The following is an 18,824-nucleotide window of genomic DNA, read 5'->3' as shown; positions in this document are numbered from 1 at the left end:
TGCCTGCGATAGCTGAGTGTCAGTCACTGAAGAGGTGACTGAACCACCGCTATCGCAGGCAAGCCAGCTCCCACATTTGATTGCATTTCAAGTTGATTAGGCAGTCCACGGCGACTGGCGAATCACCTCGACAAAGTTCATCGGCTTGAACCCCGGTTCCTGATCCACCAACACATCGGTCTTCACGTTGCCAAACGTGGTCTGCGGGCGATGGCGCAAGCCGTCGGCAAACGCGCAGATGATGCACTCCTTGAACCCTTCGCCCCGTGGATGCGCATGCACCACCGCTTCGCGCTGCACGTGGCTAAAGGCGGCGTAGTCCATGCCCAGCACATCCATCTCCACACCGGCCGTGACCAGCGCGACAGTGGGGCGCAGGTGCTGGGGCACGCCAGGGGTGGTGTGCAGGGCGATGGACAGCCACACCTGCTCGATATCGTCATCGCTTAAACCATAGGGCTTGAGAAAGTCGGCGGCAGCGTTGGCGCCGTCCACTTCAAAGCGTTCGTTGTCGCTGCGATGGCCTGCCACCAGGCCCAGGTCGTGGAACATCGCGCCGACGTAGAGCAGCTCCGGGTTGTAGGCCAGTTGCTTGCGTTCACCGCTGAGCGCGCCGAACAGGAACACTCGGCGGGAGTGGTGGTAGAGCAGGTCGGATTCAATGTCGCGGATGTACTCGGTGGTAGCCTTGGCCAGGGCGCTGTCGGGGATTTTGATACCGGCGATGGTGGTGCTCATGGTCATGATCCTCAAGAAGGCGCCGGGTTGGCGCTGATGAGTCCAGTTTGGATGCGCCTGTGCGCGAGGGCCATCGCGGTGAGGATGCGATCCCGGCCAATGTGCGGTCACATCGTGCCACGTGAAATCGGCTAGGGTGTAGCAGGCACTGCTATCGCTTGAAGCCTGCAACAATCCAAATGTTTCTTCGTTTATTCCGATAGAAAGGTGTGCCATCCATGCACAAAACCGTCGCCATCCTGATCTTCCCCGGCGTCCAGTCACTGGATGTGACCGGTCCCATGGACGTGTTCTGCGAGGCCAATCGCTTCCTGGCGCCTGCGGATCATTACCAGCTCGAAGTCATCGGCCAGGTCCAGGGCAACATTGCCTGCTCCAACGGTCTGTCATTGCAGGCCCATATCCATTACAGCGATGCGCTGCAAGCCTATGACCTGTTGTTGGTAGCCGGTGGCCCGCAGTTGCCCTTCGAGGATTTCGGCCCGGCGTTCAATCAGTGGTTGCAAGGCGCCAGCGCCAGGGCTCGGCGTTTCGGCTCGATTTGCAATGGCGCGTTCATGCTCGCGCGCGCCGGTTTGCTGGAGGGGCGCACGGTCACCACGCACTGGGGTGACGCGGCGGATCTGGCGCGCCTGTGCCCCTCGACCCAGGTCGACGCCGACCGCCTGTACGTGCAAGACGCCAACCTCTACACCTCGGCCGGGGTCACGGCGGGCATCGATCTGTCGTTGTACCTGCTGGCCCAGGACCACGGCCCGGAAGTGGCCTTGAGCGTGGCCAAGCGCCTGGTGGTGTTTACCCAGCGTAGCGGCGGGCAGTCACAGTTCAGTCCGTTCCTGACACCCCATGCCGAATCTTCCTCGGCCGTGGCGCAGGTGCAGTTGTACGTGCTGGCGAACCTGACCGGCGACCTGGGCATTGCCGACCTGGCCCGCGCAGCCAACATGAGTGCGCGCAACTTCTCGCGGGTATTTGCCCGTGAGGCGCGAATCACCCCGGCAGAATTTGTCGAGCGGGCGCGGGTGGATGCGGCGCGGGTGATGCTCGAAAGCAGCAGCGCGCCGCTCAAGACCGTGGCCTATCAATGCGGCTTTCGTGATGCCCAGCACCTGCGCAGTGTGTTCAACCGCCGGCTGGGCGTGACGCCGCAGCAGTTTCGGCTCAACTTTGCGGCGCCGGTTTAAGCGTGTCGTAGGCTTCCAGCGCGCGCAGCGAGTAGATGTAGGCGGCGCCGGCATTCAGTGAGATGGCAGTGGCCAAGGTTGCGGCGACTTCTTCGCGGGTGGCGCCGGCCTTGATCGCGGCGTCGGCATGCACGCCGATGCAACCGTCGCAGCGAGTGGTGATCGCCACTGCAATCGAGATCAGTTCGCGGGTCTTGGCATCCAGGACGTTGTTTTCCTCGGCGGCTTCGCCAAGCGCCATGTAGGCTTTGACCATCTTCGGGTTGCTCTTGCCCAGTGTGCCAAAGGCTTTCTTCACGGTAGGCAGCAAGTCGGACCAGTTATTGAACATTGCGATAACTCCTGAACGGGTTGGGTGTGAAGCCAGTGTGTTCCGTCCGGGTTTGGCGGTATTGTTCGATCCGCTCAACTTTTTGACCGATATTCGCAAATGAACGCTATCGACACCCTGATCACCATGGCCAACCTGCGCGGCAGCCTCGATGTACGTTGCCAGTTCCAGGGCGACTGGGCCCTGGACCATGCGCCCGAATCACTGGGCGTGGCGCCGTATCACATTGTGCTCAGTGGCACCTGCCACGCCGAGCTTTCGGGCGGGCAACGAGTGACCCTGGAAGAGGGCGACATCCTGCTGCTGCCCGGCGGTGCGACTCACCTGTTGCGCAGCCAGGGCGCGACGGTGCCAGCGATGTTACCCAGGGTGATCGACGACGGTGTCCTCAAGGTGCATCGCCTGGGTGGCGATCAGCCGGAGGTGGAGATGCTCTGTGGCAGCTTTCACTACAACCGCCAGTCGTTGCTGTTCGCGGCCTTGCCGGCGTATCTGGTGGTGTCCAGCCGGCAATGGCAGGCCGATGGGCAACTGGCGGCCCTGATTGCGCTGATGCGCAGCGAAGCGGATGGCGAGCGGCTCGGTGCGCGGTCGTTCATCGATGCGCTGTCGGTGGCCCTGTTCACTTTGCTGGTGCGCACCTGGCTGGCACAACAAGCGCCGTTGGCGGGGACGTTTGCCTTGCTCACCGACAAACGCCTGGGCCGCGCCTGGCAGGCGATGCTGGCCGAGCCCGGGCATGACTGGACCATCGACAGCCTGGCCGGCGCAGCGTCGATGTCCCGGGCCACGTTCATGCGCGCGTTTGTCAAAGTGGCGGGCGTATCGCCGTGGGTGTTGCTGACCCAGTTGCGCATGGAACTGGCGTTCAACCTGTTGCAGCAGTCGCGGTTGAGCCTGACGGATATCGCGGCCCGGGTGGGTTATCAATCCCAGGCGGCGTTCAGCAAGAAGTTCAAGGAGGCGTATGGCCAGGCACCCGGTCGAATGCGCAACGCAGATTAAAACTGTGGGAGCGAGCAAGTCGAATCGTCGCACCGCCGCTCCCACATTTATGATGGTGTTTCGTCAGGGCTGTTGTGGGGGGCGGGCCGGCAACAGCTTGAGGGTGCCGCGAGTATTGGCCTGGACCTCTTCTTCATCAAAATGCGCTTGCTCGTACCCGCCCTCGATGTAGGTCTCGGCCTGGTCGGCATAGTGCTTGTCGAACGGCACGCCGCTTTGCCCGACCGGGTTGATGGTCAGTGCGTGGGCGGCGTCGGCGAAGTCGACCAGGCGCCGGGTAGACGGACCATAAGTCACCGGCCATGGCGCCGGGCCAATGATTGCGGACAGGTTGTTCGGCACTTCGTGGCTGCCCGGTGAGGCAAACGGGCCGACATTGACGATCTGGTCCAACGGCTTCTTGATACCCAGTGGATGGCCGTGGGTCAGGGTGTGCGCCTTGCCCCACTGCCATTGGGTCGGGTCATCGCCGAAGGTGGTTTTCAGATGGGCCAGGCTCTTGTCCCAGGCGCGCTTGACGGTCTCGGTGCGCTGCCCGTTCCACCACGGCGAGTCCGCGGCGGCGGCCAGGCGTGGCAGGGCGGCGTCGATCACGCGAGTGGTGATCAGGGTCTTGAACATGTCGTCACCCAACTTGGGGCGAAAGGCCGCGTCTGTCAGGTCATACAGCAACTGGTTGAACACGGTGGCCGGGATCGACTCCACCGGGTAGTCACCTTTCCACGTGGCCAGTTGCTCCACCAGTTTGAGCTCGGACGGATCCTTGACCACCTCACGCAGCACCGGCAACAGCGGCGCCAGCAGGCGGGGCCCGTAGGCGGTGGTGGTGCCCAGTTGCAGGGCCTGGCTGTTGTCCAGGTCCCATTTGACCTGGTTGTCGCTCAACTGCGCGTTTAGCTGCTGGCCACGATCCGCCAGGTTGTAATAGCCGGGGATCTGCATGCCGGTGGGCGATACCGGCTGGGCATTGGCCGAGACCACATAACCACGCGCCGGGTTTTCTTCCTGGGGGTTGGCGCTGAACGGGTAGAAGCCCAGCTTGTCAGCCTGAGGCGTGCTGCCGTCGAGGATAAACCCGGCATTGGCACCCGCCGGGCGGATCGGCAACTGCGCGGCTGCCCACCAGCCGATATCGCCCTTGGCATTGGCCCACACGATGTTGAGCCCCGGCGCATGCACCTTGGCGGCCGCCGTGCGCGCCTTGGCCAGCGTGTCGGCGCGGTTGAGTTGGTAGAACCCGTCGAGGATCGGGTTTTCGGTGTCGAGGAACGCCCACCACATGGCAATCGGTGTCTTGCCGGCGTTGGCTCCGAGTACGTCGTTGATGATCGGGCCGTGGGGCGAGCGGCGCAGGGTCAACGTCACCGGGGCCTGGCCCTTGACGGCGATATGCTGTTCGCTGCTGGTCATATCGACCCACTGGCCGCGGTACCACACCTGGTTGGGATTATCCGGGTTGACCTTCTCGGCGATCAGGTCGAGGTCGTCGTTCTGGAACATCGTCAGGCTCCAGCCAAACGCTTTGTTGTGCCCCAGGAACGCCACCGGTACCAGAGCGTTGTGATAACCGTAGAGTTCGAAACCGGGCGCCGACAGGTGCGCCTCGTACCACACCGACGGCACCGAGAAACGGATATGCGGGTCGCCCGCCAGCAACGGCTTGCCGCTCTTGGTGCGATTGCCGCTGATGGCCCAGGCGTTGCTGCCTTCGAACTGCGGCAGGCCGTTGTCGGCCAGGGCCTGCTCACTGAGGCGGGCGATGGCGTCGAGGTCTTGCCAGTCACCGGCGGTCAGGCCGAGGTCGCCCTTGGCTTTCCAGTCGAGGTCAAACACCTTCAGGTAGTCGCTGCCCAGTTGGTCTCGCACATAAGTCAGCAACGGTTCTGTGCGAAAGGCTGCAGCAAAGCTGTAGGCCAGGTAGCCGGCGATGCTGATGGTGTCTTCGGCGGTGAACGGCCGCTTGGGGATGCCCAGTACGTCAAACTCCATGGGGCTGGCGTGGTTGTCCTGATATTGGTTGATCCCGTCCAGATAGGCTTGCAGGGCCTTCCAGTGCGGTGACTGGCGGTCCATCTGCGCCGCGTAGGTGGCGGCGCGCTCGCGGATGCGCAGGGTGCGGAACAGTTTGTCGGTGTCCAGCAACTTGGCGCCCAGCACTTCGGCCAGCTCGCCCTGGGCCAGGCGCCGCATGATTTCCATCTGGAACAGGCGGTCCTGGGCGTGTACATAACCCAGGGCACGATACAGGTCAGCCTCGTTCTCGGCGCGGATATGCGGCACGCCACGGTCGTCGTAACGCACCGTGACCGAACCTTGCAGGTTGGCCAGCTCCACGGTGCCCTGGCGGGTGGGTTGCTTGCTGTAGACATACCAGCCGGCGCCGAGGGCGATCAGCACCAGCAGGGCCGCGAGACCCGACACGACGCGCTTCATGAACAATCCTTATTATTAGACGTGGGGCTACTTTAGAAGAGCTACGAACCTTCTGGCCAGGAACAATAGCAGCCAACCGCCAGGGTGTGGGTCGCGTTCACCGTGCGCCCGCCCTGGAGTGCCTGCAGGATCGGTTCGATAAAACTGTTGCTTGAATTACAGGTCAGCCCTTCGCTGTACGGCCCGAAATACGCCAGTTTACCGTTGCGATCCCAGATGCCGACCGCCGGGCTGGCGGGCACCTGATTGGCGCCGGGCAGGGCATTGAGGACTTTCATGGCGCCAAGGGTGGTGGGCAATTGGCCGTGGCTGCCGGCTTTTTGCAGGGCATAGAATTCCACGCCCAGGGGCGCGTATTGCTCGATCAGTTCACTGAGGTGTTGTTGATTGCCGACATTGCACGGGCAGGCCGGGTCCCAGAAGTGCACCAGGCGGATCGGGCCGGGGCCTGCGAGCTCGTCGGGCAGGCGCAATGGGTCGCCGGAAAACACCGCCGTGTGTGCGCTGAATGCCCGCAGGTAGCGGCCCTGGAACCAGTCATACGCGGCCCACAGAACGGCGGCGCAGATCAGCATGATCAGGCTGGCGAGCAGGGCGGTGCGGTAGGGTTTTCGCATTCAGAGCAATCCTCGAAGGTCGCGTAGCTTGCCATGCTTGCCCTGACAGATGAATATCGCGACTCGATATTCATCTGTCAGGGCTGTGAAGCCCTAGTCTGGAAGTTCTTATGCCCGTTACCTTTGACCCCGATCATTTGCGCGAAAGCTTGCGGCCCCTGGTGGACGCGCAGCCGCTTTCGGCCGAAGCCAGGGTCTACCAGCGCTTCTATGGGCTGGACCTGGCCGCGCGCAAAGAGCCTGCGGTCAGTCGCCTGGGGCGCTTCGAGGTGGATGGGTTCGAGGTGGTCAGCCAGGTCTGGTGGCCGGCGAAACCGGTGGCCACACTGTTTATGTTCCACGGTTTCTACGACCACATGGGACTGTACCGCAGCGTGGTGGAGTGGGGCCTGGACCAGGGTTTCGTAGTGATTGCCTGCGACTTGCCGGGCCATGGCCTGTCCAGCGGCGTGCGTGCCAGCATCGATGATTTTGCGGTGTACCAGCGGGTGGTGAGCGGCTTGTTCGAACAGGCCGACGCGCTGCAACTGCCCAAGCCCTGGCATCTGTTCGGGCAAAGCACCGGCGGGGCGATTGTGGTGGATCATCTGCTCAACCATGGCGCAGGCAGCCCGGCGCAAGGCCAGACTTTCCTGTTGTCGCCGCTGGTGCGGCCGCGGGCCTGGGGCTGGTCGCAGCTCAGTTATTACCTGCTCAAGCCGTTCGTCAAAGGCATCGCCCGGCGTTTCAGCGATAACAGCAATGACCCGGCGTTCCGCCCGTTCCTCGAAGCTGACCCCTTGCAGCCCCGGCAACTGCCCACCGCCTGGGTGGGCGCGTTGGCGCGCTGGATCAAACGCATCGAAGCTGCGCCACGCAGCACACGACGGCCACTGATCGTGCAGGGCGAGGAGGATATGACCGTGGATTGGCAGCACAACTTGCAGGTGCTGCGCGGCAAGTTCGATCAGCCGCAGATCCTGATGTTGCCGCGTGGGCGGCATCACTTGGCAAATGAATTGCCTGAAATCCGCGAGCAATACTTCAAGTTTCTCACCGACCACCTGAAATAAGCCTGCACCCCTGTAGGAGCGAGCTTGCTCGCGAAGAACGTCAACGATAACGCGCGCTGCCTGGTTAGACGCGGTGTCCTTGAGTTTTTCGCGAGCAAGCTCGCTCCTACAGAGGGAGGGGCGTCAGGGGGCCAGGCTGGAGGTGCTTTGGCCGACCGCCAGGCCGGCACGGATCGCTGCCAGCGCCGCTTGGTAATACGCCTTGCCTTGCGGTGACTCGGCAAACGTGGCGAACTCTTCCAGCTCCGGGTCTGACAAGTCCCGATACACATACAACAAGGTGTTGTTCAGATCATTGCCGATCTGCTGCATCAAGCGCTCGCGCTGACCGTTCAACATACTCTGCGCCTGACCGCCGCCCAACAGACCGGGGATCATCTGGCTCAGGCTGTCTGCTGCCACGCCAGCAATCGCCAGGCTGACCTCGGCCCCGGCTTCGCGGGCGGGCAGGGCCTGGGCCAGGTGGCCGATGATCAGGCTGCGGGTGGCGTCGGCCTGGATCTGTGGCAAGCCCTGGGCATTCTTGGCCAACTGGTCACGGCGGGTCGCCAGCAATTCGGCGGCGACAATCTTGCGCCCCAGAGGCGACTGGAAAAACGCCAGCGCGGGTTTTGGATCGGCCAGGTTCTGGCGCAACTGGGCTTCAGCCCGCTGATCCATGGCCTTGGGGGCGAAGCGTTTATTGCTGTTGTCCACCAGCGCCTGGTACACCGCCGGCGGCAAGCTGTTGCGGTAGCGCTGCTGGGCGGCACTCAAGGCGTCACTGAAATGCGCACGTTGTTGCGGCCAGCCGGCGACCGTGTACAACTGGTCATGGCTGTCTGCCCAGGCGGGCAACACGCAGAACATCAGCAAGGATAAAAACAAACGACGCATATGGACTCCTGTCAGTCGGCCACTATTGTCCGTGTCGGGCGTAGGATTTGTCGAGAAGTCCTATCAGTTGCCTGACTAAAGTGTATCTAGGTGCTCGGCGGCGCTGTCGGTTTTCCAGGCGTATGGATACTATGCGCGCCATGCAAATATCCCCTGATGACCCGCTGCTGCTACGCATCGTCGACGACCTGGCCGTGAAAGGTTGGTCGCAGCAGAACATCTTCCTGCCAGAGGCTCTGACCCTGGAACTGGCGGCTGAGTGCCATAAACGTGCCGTTGAAGGTGAATTGGCACCGGCCGCTGTCGGACGCGGGCCGGCCCAGGAGATTCGCGAGGGGATCCGTGGCGACCATATCCAATGGCTGGAGCCCGGCCAGGCGCCTATTTGCGATCGCTATCTGCTGTTGATGGACAGCCTGCGACTGGCAATGAACCGAGGGCTGTTCCTGGGCCTGGAAGAGTTTGAATGCCACTTCGCGATGTACCCGCCGGGGGCGTTCTACCTCAAGCACCTCGACCGTTTTCGCGACGATGACCGGCGCATGGTCTCGGCGGTGGTCTACCTGAACCAGGATTGGCTGCCCGAACATGGCGGCCAGTTACGCATGTACCTCAAGGATGGCGTCGAACACGACGTGGACCCCACCGGCGGGTGCCTGGTGGTGTTCCTGTCGGGGGAAGTACCCCACGAAGTCCTGCCTGCCCATCGCGAGCGCCTGTCCCTGACCGGCTGGTTTCGCCGGCGGGGCAACGAGCCGTTTTGAGCATGCAAAAGATTCTGGTCAGCCGCTGCCTGCTGGGGCATCGCGTACGTTATGACGGCGGGGCCAGCGGGCCGTTCGACCAACTGGCCGCCTGGCAGGCCGAAGGCCGGGTGGTTGCGGTGTGCCCGGAAGTCGCTGGCGGCCTGCCTACGCCACGCCCTTCTGCCGAGATTCCGGGCGGGCAGGGGATGGGTGTGTGGGAAGGTCGTGCGCAAGTGCTGACTGCCGATGGCGAGGACTTCAGCGAAGCCTTTCTCGATGGGGCGCGGCAGGCCCTGGCCCTGGTGCAGCGCCATGGCATCCGCATCGCCGTGCTCAAGGCCAACAGCCCCTCATGCGGCAATCTGCTGACTTATGACGGCACGTTCAGTGGGGTGAAAGTCACGGGCGAAGGGGTGACGGCAGCGTTGCTCAAGCGCCATGGGGTGCAGGTGTTCAGCGAGTTGGAGTTGGCCGAGGCGGTGGTAGCCCTGGACCAGCTCCCAAACCCCACCTAAATCCAATCTAGGACCAGGCTTTTTGTGGGAGCGAGCAAGCCCGCTCCCACAAAAGCCCACTCACAAGCCTATTTGGTGGGTTTGCTGGTGTCGGCCTCCAGCCACTTTTGTGACAGCGCCGCCAGCCGTCCATCGGCCTTGATGCGCTCCAGCGCCTTGTCCAGGCTCGACTTGAACGCCGGGTTGCCCTTATGGAACGGGATGGCCAGGGTCAACGTGGCCTTGGCATCGACACGGTTGCGCAGGTCCACACCCTCGGTGGGCTTGGCGGCAAATTGGCTGCTGGTGAGGGTGTCGAGGTTGCCCAGCAGACGCTTTTGTTGCTTTTTCGCAAGCATCTGGGCATTGGCATAGCTATACGGCACGCTGAAATCGAAACGATCCTGCAGTTGCGCAGTCACAGCGATATGGTTAATCGCCACGTCGTACTTGCCGCTCTCTACACCGGGCAGCAAGTCGCTGTCGTCGGTGGTGATAAAGGAGGCACGTACGTCCATTTCCCGCGCCAGCAACTCACCCAGCTCCACTTCAAAACCGGTGAGTTTGTCGCCTTCCTTGAAGTTGAAGGGTGGCGTATCGGCTTCGAGGGCAATGCGCAGTTCCCCACGGTCAAACACGTCGTCGAACAGTTCGGCGTGAGCCAAGGGGCTCAGAAGAGGCAGCAAAAGTAACAGGCCAGGCAAAAAGCGCATGGTCACTCCTAAAGAATTCGAAGGTGCGAGACGCGGTTCAGGCTCGCTTTGCTATGGTGTCGAGTGCCTTGGACAACGTTTCGTCACTAAGTTGTCATAACCCTACAGATTTCACAGAAAAACTGGAGAAGTTAATGAAAGCCATTTTGTCTCGTGCAACCCTGGCCAGTCTTTTGCTGGGAGCTTCCATGCTGGCGTCAGCCGCCGATATCCCACGTACACCTGCGCCCAAGGGGGCTGAGGTGTTTATTGTCTCGCCTAAGGATGGCGCTACCGTCGACAAGACCTTCACCGTTGAGTTTGGCATCAAGGGCATGGACCTTGAGCCTATCGACAAACAAGTCCCAGGTGCCGGCCATCACCACTTGCTGGTTGATCAGAAGGCATTGCCTGACCCAAGCCAGCCGATTCCAGCCACCGATACCGTGATCCACTTCGGCAAGGCACAAACCAAGACCGAACTGACCCTGGCCCCGGGCAAGCACACCCTGCAACTGGTGGCGGGCGATAACGTTCACCGTCAGTTTGAACCTACTGTAGCCTCAAAAGTGATCACCGTTACCGTCAAGTAAGATTTGTTCAGACGAAAAAAAGGGAGCCCTCAGGGCTCCCTTCTTCGTGGTGCGTCTGAAACCTTAGAACAACACGCGGCTACGGATAGTACCGCTGATGTGCTGCAGCTTCTCTTGCGCCAGGTCCGAGTACTCGGCGTCGACGTCGATCACCACGTAGCCAACCTTCTCGTTGGTCTGCAGGAATTGACCGGAAATGTTGATGCCGTTTTCCGCGAATACCTTGTTGATCTCCATCATCACACCCGGGATGTTCTGGTGGATGTGCAGCAGGCGGTGCTTGCCAGGGTGAGCCGGCAGGGCTACCTCCGGGAAGTTGACCGAGGACACCGACGTACCGTTGTCGCTGTACTTGACCAGCTTTTCCGCCACTTCCAGGCCGATGTTGGCCTGGGCTTCAGCGGTGGAGCCGCCGATGTGCGGGGTCAGGATCACGTTGTCCAGGCCACGCAGCGGGCTTTCGAAGATGTCATCGTTGGAGCGTGGCTCCACCGGGAACACGTCGATGGCGGCGCCGATCAGGTGCTTGTCCTTGATCGCGTCGGCCAGGGCATCCAGTTCGACCACGGTGCCGCGTGCGGCGTTGATCAGGATCCCGCCTTTCTTGATGGCGCGGATTTCCTTCTCGCCGATCATCCACTGGGTCTCAGCGGTTTCCGGAACGTGCAGGGTCACGATATCGGACATGCCCAGCAGCTCGGTCAGGCTCGACACCTGGGTGGCGTTGCCCAGCGGCAGCTTGGTCAGGGTGTCATAGAAGAACACCTGCATCCCCAGGCCTTCGGCCAGTACCGACAATTGCGTGCCGATCGAACCGTAACCAACGATACCCAGCTTCTTGCCGCGGATTTCGAAGGAGTTGGCCGCGCTCTTGATCCAGCCGCCACGGTGGCAGGAAGCGTTCTTCTCGGGGATGCCGCGCAGCAACAGGATGGCCTCGGCCAATACCAGCTCCGCCACGGAACGGGTGTTGGAGTACGGGGCGTTGAACACTGCGATACCGCGCTCGCGCGCTGCATTGAGGTCCACCTGGTTGGTGCCGATGCAGAAACAGCCGACAGCCACCAGCTTCTTGGCGTGGTCGAAGATCTCTTCGGTCAGCTGGGTGCGGGAGCGAATGCCGATAAAGTGCGCGTCGGCGATCTTTTCCTTGAGCTGGGATTCCGGCAGAGAACTGGTGATGTACTCAATGCTGGTGTACCCGGCGGCCTTTAGGACGTCGACGGCCGATGGGTGGACGCCTTCCAGAAGAAGGAACTTGATCTTGCTCTTATCGAGAGAAGTCTTGCTCATCTGCGTAAACCTGTATCCCGGAGAAAAATGGCAGGGAATCGAGCAGCGCAAGCTGACCCGGACGGCAGGAAAGCCGTCACCGCAGAAACGCCCTTGGGCTCTGTCCTGCGGGGGCGGTATGCTAGCATACGCGCCCCGCTAAACACTCATTCCTGCGACGTGAAGCGTTCTCAGGATGACCATGAATTGTTCGAGAGTTCTGTCGATGACCCATCCTGCCCTGATTGATGAGCTAAAGACCCTGGTTGAGCCCGGCAAAGTGCTGACCGATGCAGACTCCCTGGAGGCTTACGGCAAGGATTGGACCAAGCACTTCGCCCCCGCGCCGACCGCCATCGTCTTCCCCAAGACCATTGAGCAGGTGCAGGCCATTGTCCGTTGGGCCAATGAACACAAGGTGGCGCTGGTGCCATCCGGTGGGCGTACCGGTCTGTCGGCTGCTGCCGTTGCCGCCAATGGCGAAGTGGTGGTGTCGTTCGACTACATGAACCAGATTCTCGACGTGAACCTCACCGACCGCACCGCCGTGTGCCAGCCGGGCGTGGTCACCAAGCAATTGCAGAACACCGCCGAAGAAAACGGCCTGTACTACCCGGTGGACTTCGCTTCGTCCGGCTCCAGCCAGATTGGCGGCAATATCGGCACCAATGCCGGCGGGATCAAGGTCATTCGCTACGGCATGACCCGCAACTGGGTGGCCGGCATGAAGGTTGTCACCGGCAAGGGCGATGTACTGGAGCTCAACCGCAACCTGATCAAGAACGCCACCGGCTACGACATGCGCCAGCTGTTTATCGGCGCCGAAGGCACCCTGGGTTTTGTGGTCGAAGCCACCATGCGCCTGGACCGTGCGCCGAAGAACCTGACCGCCATGGTCCTCGGTACGACTGATTTCGACTCGATCATGCCGGTGTTGCATGCGTTCCAGAGCAAGCTGGATCTGACGGCGTTCGAGTTCTTCTCCGACAAGGCCCTGGCCAAAGTCCTCGGCCGTGGCGACGTGCCGGCGCCGTTCGAGACCGATTGCCCGTTCTATGCCCTGCTGGAATTCGAAGCCACCACCGAAGAAGTTGCCAACCACGCCCTGGAAACCTTTGAGCACTGTGTCGAACAGGGCTGGGTGTTGGATGGCGTGATGAGCCAGAGCGAAACCCAGTTGCACAACCTGTGGAAACTGCGTGAGTACATCTCCGAGACCATCTCGCACTGGACGCCGTACAAGAACGACATCTCGGTCACCGTGTCGAAAGTGCCGGCGTTCTTGAAGGAAATCGATGCGATCGTCGGCGAACATTACCCAGACTTCGAAATTGTCTGGTTCGGCCACATTGGCGACGGCAACCTGCACTTGAACATCCTCAAGCCACAAAACCTGTCCAAGGATGAGTTCTTCGCCAAGTGCGCCACCGTCAACAAGTGGGTGTTTGAAACCGTCGAGAAGTACAACGGTTCGATCTCCGCCGAACATGGCGTGGGCATGACCAAGCGTGATTACCTGACCTACAGCCGCTCCCCGGTTGAAATCGAATATATGAAGGCGGTGAAGGCCGTGTTCGACCCGAACGGGATCATGAACCCGGGCAAGATCTTCGCTGTTTAATCATCACGAAAGAGGAAGTGGTCCATGAGCTATCAGCATAAGTACGTCGACGGCACCAACATCCACTTTCCACTGGGCAAAGTGGTTTGCATCGGGCGCAACTACGCCGAACACGCCAAGGAGCTGGATAACCCGGTGCCGACCGAGCCGCTGCTGTTTATCAAGCCGGGCAGTTGCGTGGTGCCATTGGAAGGCGGTTTTGCCATTCCGGCCGAGCGCGGTTCGGTGCATTACGAAGCGGAAATCGCGGTGTTGATCGGCAAGCCCCTGTCGAAAACCCCGAGCCGTGAAGAAGTGCTGGATGCCATCTCCGGCTTCGCCCCGGCCCTGGACCTGACCCTGCGCGACAAGCAGGCCGAGCTCAAGGCCAAGGGGTTGCCGTGGGAAATCGCCAAGTCCTTCGATGGTGCGGCAGTGATCGCGCCCTTTGTGGTCGGCAGCACGTTCCCGGACCTGGCCGATATCGGCATTCGCCTGACCATCAATGGCCAGGTGCGCCAGGACGGCAACAGTTCGCATATGCTCAACCCGATCGTACCGATGATCCAGCACATGGCCGGCTGCTTCTCGTTGCAGGCCGGTGATGTGATCCTCACCGGTACGCCAGCCGGTGTCGGCCCGCTGAATGTGGGCGATGAGTTGGTGCTGGAACTGCCGGGCGTGAGCCGCTTCGAAAGCAGCGTGCGCTAAACGAATGTGGGAGCGGGCTTGCTCGCGATAACGGACTGTCAGTTAACGAATATGTCGACTGATAGACCGTTATCGCGAGCAAGCCCGCCCCCACGATTTATTGGTGTGTATCCGCAAGTCGGGGTTTTGCATTTTTTTCACACGTTATCCGGATAATCCCCAGTCATAAGGCACGCGGGCGTATATCGCCTGGGCTTCCCCCTACAGCTGAATATCTGGAAAGCCTCCATGGCCGTGCCGCTCCCTTCTGTGAAACCCACTCCTCGTCCGCGCTTGAAGATGCGCTGGTACTCCTGGCTGTTCCTGGTCGGGGCGCTCATGTACGGGGTCTCCTGGTTGATGCACTGGGATGACCGTGGCGCGTTATGGGTGCTGGAACGTTTCGAAACCCCGGTTGAACGCCAGGAAAGTGTCTGGCTTCCGGACTACCAGGCCGTGATCGACGCCAAACCGTTGCCCGGCATGGAAAAGGACGAGGCTTCGGACTTGGCCTACAACCCCCAGACCAAAACCTTGTTCGCAGTCATGGGGCGCAACCCATTCCTGGTGGAGCTCAGCCTGCAGGGTGATGTGCTGCGCAAAATGCCTCTGGTCGGCTGGAGCAACCCTGAAGGCGTGACGGTGATGGAAAATGGCGTGCTCGGTATTGTTGATGAGCGCCGGCACTCCCTGACCCTGGTCAAGGTGGATGCCGACACACGCCAATTGGCTTTCGCGGACTTCCCGACCTATGACCTGGGCCCTTCCGAGAATCAGAACAAGGCGTTTGAAGGCGCAGCCTGGGATAAACGCAATCAACAACTGATCCTGGGCAAAGAGCGGCCAGCACAGTTGTTCACCTGGAAAAGCAACGGCGGTCAGGCCCTGACGGGCGACAAGCAGGTATTGCCCAGTACCGAGTTGGATATACGCAACCTTTCCGCCTTGAGCATCGATCCGCGTACCGGACACCTGTTGGTGCTGTCCGCCGATTCCAATCTGCTGCTGGAGCTGGACGAAAAGGGTGAGCAAGTCAGCTTCATGACCGTGCTCGGCGGTTTCAACGGTCTGAAAGACACCATCCCACGCGCCGAAGGCGTGGCCATGGACGAGAACGGTACGCTGTACATGGTTAGTGAGCCAAACCTGTTCTATCGTTTCGAGAAGCAGAAATAGTCGACTGATTACGTCGGATTTTTCCCTATGAGCGGCATTCGCCAGACAGTGAGGGGCGTTTAAGTTTAAATTCAGACTGCTGTGATATTCATTTGCCAGTTTTGACTTTGAGCCAGCCCCCATGCGCCGATTTGCCCGCCCCAAACCTGCACTTCTTATCCTGTTGTTGATCGCTCTGATCGGCGGTGGAGTGGTTGCGCAGAATTTCCGTTTATTCGAGCGTGCCTGGTTCAATTGGCAGTCCTGGCGTCAGCCGGCGGATGAGCGATCCATTGGCCTGGCGGATTATCAGGTGGTGCTGGAGGCGCAGGTCATCGACGGCCTCGACGATGATGTCTCGGCACTGACCTTTGATCCGGTGCGCAAGAGCCTGTTTACCGTGACCAATCAAAACGCCGAACTGGTCGAGTTGTCCCTGGACGGCAAGATCCTGCGGCGGATTAATCTGGTGGGTTTTGGCGATGCCGAAGCGGTGGAGTTCATCAGCGAGAACACCTATGTGGTCAGCGATGAACGCCAGCAGCGCCTGATCAAGATTCACCTGGAGGACGACACACAGTTTCTCGACGCGGCCGACGCCGAGCAGATGACCCTGGGTGTGCACCTCAAGGGCAATAAAGGGTTTGAAGGGCTGGCCTATGACTCGGTGGGCAAGCGCCTGTTTGTCGCCAAGGAACGGGACCCGATGCTGATCTACGAAGTACACGGCTTTCCCCATTTCAAACCGGAAAAAACCTACTCGGTCCATGTCGTCAACAACCCCCGGCGCGATGCCGGGCTGTTTGTACGCGACCTGTCCAGCCTGCAATACGACGAACGCAGCGGCCACCTGCTGGCGCTGTCCGATGAGTCGTATTTGGTGTTGGAGCTGGATATCGACGGTCGCCCCTTGAGCAGTCTGTCGCTGCTCAAGGGGCGCCATGGCTTGAAAAAGCGCGTGCCTCAGGCCGAGGGCATTGCCATGGATGACGATGGCACGCTGTATCTGGTCAGCGAGCCGAACCTGTTCTACGTCTTCAAGAAAACACCCGATTCACTGTAGGAGCGAGCTTGCTCGCGAAAAACTCAAGAACACCGCGTTTAACCAGACTGAACGCGTTGGCGTTGACGTTCTTCGCGAGCAAGCTCGCTCCTACAAGGATCGTATGGGGCTCAGAACATCCACTGCACGCCCAGGGAATAGCCGGTCTGGCTGCCTTCGGCATGGCCCAGGCGGCCGTTCACTTCGGCGTACACCCCAAGCTGCGGGGTGATTGCCAACTGGCTGCCGACCTGTGCGCGGCCAAAACTCTTGTCCACTGAACCCAGGCGCGCAGTGCGCACCTGGCCATCCGCCCGTGCAGTCAGGTCCAGGTCGTCCAGGCGGCCGTCGGCCAATTCCTTGACCCAGGCGATGTCGCCGTAGGGCATCAGGCTCAAGCCGTAAGGCAGGGCCACAGCACCGCGTACGCGCCAACCGAGGCTGGCTTCCAGGGAGTCGAAGGACTGTTCTTCATATTCAAGGGCGGTGCGCAGGTTCTGCTTCTCGTGGAACTTGTCGATGCGGTAGTGGCTGTAGTCCAGCCCGGCAAACGGCCCGGTCTTGAGGGTGCCCAGGTCGAAGTCATAACCACCGAGCACCCGAGCGCCGAGGGACAAGGCATCGGTCTCGCCAGTCAGTTGCTGGTTAAGCAGCACGGGGCCGCCATTGGCCTGGATCACCAGGTTACGTTTTGAGTCGAAGCTGCTGTGGCCCACGCTCAGGTCGCCGGCCAGCCAGGTTGGGCCGCCATCGTTCAACAAGGCATAGACTGCGGCTTGCCAGGTGTCGCTTTGCAGCTTGCCACGGTGCTCCAGTTTGTCGCGACCGTTAAGGTAGCTGAGGCTGGCGCCGATGTTCAGGTTGCTGCTCAGTTGATAGTCGCCCAGGGCATGCAGGCCCAGGCGCCGGGCTTCGGGGTTAGGGGCGGTGTCGAAGCCGCTGTCCGGGCTGTACTCGCCGTCCACGCCGATCTCGCCATCAAAGCTGCCCACTTCACGGCTGGCCGATTGCAACGTCAGCCAGCGGCGATCGTGCAAACGCACCATGGCCTGGTGCTGGCGCTGCAGGTTGTCCTGCATATTGCGCGCAACCGCACCGCCCGAGGTGGTGGAGGCCATCAAGTCGGCATTGGTCAGCTCCAGCACCAGGCGGCTGAGCAGGCGCGAATAGTCGCGCAGACGCTGGTCGATGCGTTCCTGGCCGAAAGCATTGGTCAGGACCGTCTTGTTGTCTTCGTTGGGGTCGTGCCAGGTCGAACCGCCGGGGATCGCCGGGTTGTCGGTCTGGGTGTAGCCGTCCAGGTCGCCCAGTTCCCAGTTGGTGGCTTCGATATACAGGATGGGAATGTTCAGCGGCTCGAAGGCTTCGCCGTCGCTGCAGCAACCGGTGCCTGCGGGGTATTTCGGGTCCAGGCCGGGGTTGGTGAACAGGTTGATGTTCAATTCCTTGGCGATCTGCATCGTGTGCTCACGCAGCGACGCCAGGGCTGGGTTGGCGGTGCTGTTCTGGCCGGCGTGGGCGTACATCATGTCGCCGGTGATCAGGCTGTCGAGGTTGATCATGGCCAGCATATTGGCGCGCTGACTGGCGCTCAGCGAGTCGACAAATGCCCGGGAGCCGCGCAGGCCTTCCTCTTCGGCGCCGAAGCCGACGATCTGCAAGCCGTTTTCCAGTTGCAGGCCGCCGAGGTTCTTCGCCACTTCGGTCAGCACGCTGGCACCGGAACCGTTGTCGTCCAGGCCTTGCAAGGCCGGGCGGCCAAAAAAGGTATCGAAGTGCGCGCCAATCACCACGTACTGCGCCTTGGTGCCGGCAGCGTAGGCCGCCACGTTCTGTGAGGCGCGGCTGCCGGCGTTCCAGGTGAAGTCCTGGCGACTGATGGCGTAGGCATTGCCCATCTGGCTCTGCATCCAGTCGGCAGCGCCGGCAAAATTGGCCGTGCCGCGATAACGGCCAGGGTAGTCGGTGATCAGTTTTTCCAGGGTGACATTGGCGTGTTCGCCATAGTCGTAGGCGTTGGATTGTGTCGAAAGCAGGGCACAGGCAACGCTGACAGCGAGAGCTAGGGGCTTGATCACAAGATCTTCCTTGAAGGGGTTGAGGGAGTTGCTCGGCGGGACCGATTGCACAATGCGCGCCTCATTCCATGGGGCGGTCGCGGATTGGCGCGTTGTTGGAAGTGGGGGTCGCCTGGCTATAAGTTGTAACGGATTTGATACCAGATGCGGCGGGGGATGCCGTGACCTGGCGCACAAATTGGGGCGGGCGGGGGAGAGGTTGCTGCGAAAAGTAGCGTTTTTGTTA

At 61.1% G+C, this 18,824-nt stretch carries 18 protein-coding genes; 10 read left to right on the top strand and 8 right to left on the bottom strand.

The features are described from left to right. Window positions 1-96: 96 nt before the first annotated feature. Window positions 97-738, bottom strand: a complete 642-nt coding sequence (locus H097_RS08395) for an HD domain-containing protein (RefSeq protein ID WP_032858898.1) — start codon at window positions 736-738, stop codon at window positions 97-99. A gap of 218 nt (window positions 739-956) precedes the next feature. On the opposite strand from H097_RS08395, the gene H097_RS08390 reads away from it, so the two are divergent. Further along, on the top strand, window positions 957-1,922 hold the full coding sequence (locus tag H097_RS08390) for a GlxA family transcriptional regulator (RefSeq protein WP_032858897.1): 966 nt from the start codon (window positions 957-959) through the stop codon (window positions 1,920-1,922). Here H097_RS08390 and H097_RS08385 read toward each other — a convergent pair. Further along, window positions 1,900-2,253: a carboxymuconolactone decarboxylase family protein gene (locus tag H097_RS08385; RefSeq protein WP_028618364.1), complete on the bottom strand. Its 354-nt coding sequence runs from the start codon at window positions 2,251-2,253 to the stop codon at window positions 1,900-1,902. The genes H097_RS08390 and H097_RS08385 overlap by 23 nt on opposite strands. A 99-nt stretch (window positions 2,254-2,352) precedes the next feature. Between H097_RS08385 and H097_RS08380 the strand changes: the two genes are divergently transcribed. Next, window positions 2,353-3,258, top strand: coding sequence for an AraC family transcriptional regulator (locus H097_RS08380; RefSeq protein WP_032858893.1), 906 nt, complete (start codon window positions 2,353-2,355; stop codon window positions 3,256-3,258). A gap of 63 nt (window positions 3,259-3,321) precedes the next feature. Here the strand turns inward: H097_RS08380 and H097_RS08375 are convergent, their stop codons facing one another. After that, window positions 3,322-5,691: a penicillin acylase family protein gene (locus tag H097_RS08375; protein WP_032858892.1), complete on the bottom strand. Its 2,370-nt coding sequence runs from the start codon at window positions 5,689-5,691 to the stop codon at window positions 3,322-3,324. Between the two features lie 41 nt (window positions 5,692-5,732). Further along, window positions 5,733-6,308 (bottom strand): DUF6436 domain-containing protein, encoded by a 576-nt coding sequence (locus tag H097_RS08370; RefSeq protein WP_032858891.1) that lies wholly within the window; start codon window positions 6,306-6,308, stop codon window positions 5,733-5,735. Window positions 6,309-6,418: 110 nt separating this feature from the next. Between H097_RS08370 and H097_RS08365 the strand changes: the two genes are divergently transcribed. After that, a complete protein-coding gene (locus H097_RS08365; protein WP_032858890.1) occupies window positions 6,419-7,360 on the top strand; it encodes an alpha/beta hydrolase in 942 nt (313 codons plus the stop codon). A 123-nt stretch (window positions 7,361-7,483) separates the two neighbouring features. Here the strand turns inward: H097_RS08365 and H097_RS08360 are convergent, their stop codons facing one another. After that, a complete protein-coding gene (locus H097_RS08360) occupies window positions 7,484-8,236 on the bottom strand; it encodes a DUF2059 domain-containing protein (RefSeq protein ID WP_032858889.1) in 753 nt (250 codons plus the stop codon). 131 nt (window positions 8,237-8,367) lie between these two features. On the opposite strand from H097_RS08360, the gene H097_RS08355 reads away from it, so the two are divergent. Both H097_RS08355 and H097_RS08350 read left to right on the top strand, forming a co-directional pair. Beyond that, window positions 8,368-9,000: a 2OG-Fe(II) oxygenase gene (locus H097_RS08355; RefSeq protein ID WP_032858887.1), complete on the top strand. Its 633-nt coding sequence runs from the start codon at window positions 8,368-8,370 to the stop codon at window positions 8,998-9,000. 2 nt (window positions 9,001-9,002) lie between these two features. Next, complete coding sequence (locus H097_RS08350) at window positions 9,003-9,497, top strand: DUF523 domain-containing protein (protein ID WP_032858885.1); 495 nt, start codon at window positions 9,003-9,005, stop codon at window positions 9,495-9,497. A 68-nt stretch (window positions 9,498-9,565) separates the two neighbouring features. On the opposite strand, the gene H097_RS08345 is transcribed toward H097_RS08350, so the two are convergent. After that, complete coding sequence (locus H097_RS08345) at window positions 9,566-10,189, bottom strand: transporter substrate-binding domain-containing protein (protein ID WP_032858883.1); 624 nt, start codon at window positions 10,187-10,189, stop codon at window positions 9,566-9,568. A gap of 134 nt (window positions 10,190-10,323) precedes the next feature. Here H097_RS08345 and H097_RS08340 point away from each other — a divergent pair, with 134 nt between their 5' ends. Continuing rightward, window positions 10,324-10,761, top strand: a complete 438-nt coding sequence (locus tag H097_RS08340) for a DUF4399 domain-containing protein (RefSeq protein ID WP_032858882.1) — start codon at window positions 10,324-10,326, stop codon at window positions 10,759-10,761. A gap of 63 nt (window positions 10,762-10,824) precedes the next feature. On the opposite strand, the gene serA is transcribed toward H097_RS08340, so the two are convergent. After that, window positions 10,825-12,054 carry a phosphoglycerate dehydrogenase gene (serA, locus tag H097_RS08335; protein WP_029289418.1) on the bottom strand — a complete coding sequence of 410 codons (1,230 nt, stop codon included), beginning with the start codon at window positions 12,052-12,054 and terminating at the stop codon, window positions 10,825-10,827. 205 nt (window positions 12,055-12,259) lie between these two features. Here serA and H097_RS08330 point away from each other — a divergent pair, with 205 nt between their 5' ends. From H097_RS08330 to H097_RS08315, 4 genes are all read left to right on the top strand, one after another. Continuing rightward, window positions 12,260-13,654 (top strand): FAD-binding oxidoreductase, encoded by a 1,395-nt coding sequence (locus H097_RS08330; protein ID WP_032858881.1) that lies wholly within the window; start codon window positions 12,260-12,262, stop codon window positions 13,652-13,654. Between the two features lie 24 nt (window positions 13,655-13,678). Further along, the gene (locus tag H097_RS08325) at window positions 13,679-14,344 is read left to right on the top strand and encodes a fumarylacetoacetate hydrolase family protein (RefSeq protein WP_032858880.1); all 666 of its coding nucleotides are present in this window, start codon (window positions 13,679-13,681) and stop codon (window positions 14,342-14,344) included. Window positions 14,345-14,572: 228 nt separating this feature from the next. Continuing rightward, a complete protein-coding gene (locus H097_RS08320; RefSeq protein WP_032858877.1) occupies window positions 14,573-15,499 on the top strand; it encodes an SdiA-regulated domain-containing protein in 927 nt (308 codons plus the stop codon). Window positions 15,500-15,620: 121 nt separating this feature from the next. Then, window positions 15,621-16,541, top strand: a complete 921-nt coding sequence (locus H097_RS08315; RefSeq protein WP_032858875.1) for an SdiA-regulated domain-containing protein — start codon at window positions 15,621-15,623, stop codon at window positions 16,539-16,541. 110 nt (window positions 16,542-16,651) lie between these two features. On the opposite strand, the gene H097_RS08310 is transcribed toward H097_RS08315, so the two are convergent. Next, entirely contained in the window at window positions 16,652-18,598 is a 1,947-nt protein-coding gene (locus H097_RS08310; protein WP_032858962.1) for an autotransporter domain-containing protein, read from the bottom strand. Window positions 18,599-18,824: the final 226 nt, after the last annotated feature.

Source organism: Pseudomonas sp. FH4 (assembly GCF_000510915.2).
GTDB classification, from domain to species: domain Bacteria; phylum Pseudomonadota; class Gammaproteobacteria; order Pseudomonadales; family Pseudomonadaceae; genus Aquipseudomonas; species Aquipseudomonas brenneri.
The sequence above is the reverse complement of the archived record's forward strand: the minus strand, read 5'-3'. Positions and strand labels throughout refer to the sequence as shown.

What these genes read in the sequence shown, in the direction of transcription:
- H097_RS08315 (WP_032858875.1), top strand. Translation starts at nt 15,621, where the DNA reads ATGCGCCGATTTGCCCGCCCCAAACCTGCACTTCTTATCCTGTTGTTG.
- H097_RS08370 (WP_032858891.1), bottom strand. Translation starts at nt 6,308, where the DNA reads ATGCGAAAACCCTACCGCACCGCCCTGCTCGCCAGCCTGATCATGCTG.
- H097_RS08325 (WP_032858880.1), top strand. Translation starts at nt 13,679, where the DNA reads ATGAGCTATCAGCATAAGTACGTCGACGGCACCAACATCCACTTTCCA.
- H097_RS08340 (WP_032858882.1), top strand. Translation starts at nt 10,324, where the DNA reads ATGAAAGCCATTTTGTCTCGTGCAACCCTGGCCAGTCTTTTGCTGGGA.
- H097_RS08330 (WP_032858881.1), top strand. Translation starts at nt 12,260, where the DNA reads ATGACCCATCCTGCCCTGATTGATGAGCTAAAGACCCTGGTTGAGCCC.
- H097_RS08350 (WP_032858885.1), top strand. Translation starts at nt 9,003, where the DNA reads ATGCAAAAGATTCTGGTCAGCCGCTGCCTGCTGGGGCATCGCGTACGT.
- H097_RS08360 (WP_032858889.1), bottom strand. Translation starts at nt 8,236, where the DNA reads ATGCGTCGTTTGTTTTTATCCTTGCTGATGTTCTGCGTGTTGCCCGCC.
- H097_RS08375 (WP_032858892.1), bottom strand. Translation starts at nt 5,691, where the DNA reads ATGAAGCGCGTCGTGTCGGGTCTCGCGGCCCTGCTGGTGCTGATCGCC.
- H097_RS08390 (WP_032858897.1), top strand. Translation starts at nt 957, where the DNA reads ATGCACAAAACCGTCGCCATCCTGATCTTCCCCGGCGTCCAGTCACTG.
- H097_RS08385 (WP_028618364.1), bottom strand. Translation starts at nt 2,253, where the DNA reads ATGTTCAATAACTGGTCCGACTTGCTGCCTACCGTGAAGAAAGCCTTT.
- H097_RS08395 (WP_032858898.1), bottom strand. Translation starts at nt 738, where the DNA reads ATGAGCACCACCATCGCCGGTATCAAAATCCCCGACAGCGCCCTGGCC.
- H097_RS08380 (WP_032858893.1), top strand. Translation starts at nt 2,353, where the DNA reads ATGAACGCTATCGACACCCTGATCACCATGGCCAACCTGCGCGGCAGC.
- H097_RS08345 (WP_032858883.1), bottom strand. Translation starts at nt 10,189, where the DNA reads ATGCGCTTTTTGCCTGGCCTGTTACTTTTGCTGCCTCTTCTGAGCCCC.
- H097_RS08365 (WP_032858890.1), top strand. Translation starts at nt 6,419, where the DNA reads ATGCCCGTTACCTTTGACCCCGATCATTTGCGCGAAAGCTTGCGGCCC.
- H097_RS08355 (WP_032858887.1), top strand. Translation starts at nt 8,368, where the DNA reads ATGCGCGCCATGCAAATATCCCCTGATGACCCGCTGCTGCTACGCATC.
- H097_RS08320 (WP_032858877.1), top strand. Translation starts at nt 14,573, where the DNA reads ATGGCCGTGCCGCTCCCTTCTGTGAAACCCACTCCTCGTCCGCGCTTG.
- serA (WP_029289418.1), bottom strand. Translation starts at nt 12,054, where the DNA reads ATGAGCAAGACTTCTCTCGATAAGAGCAAGATCAAGTTCCTTCTTCTG.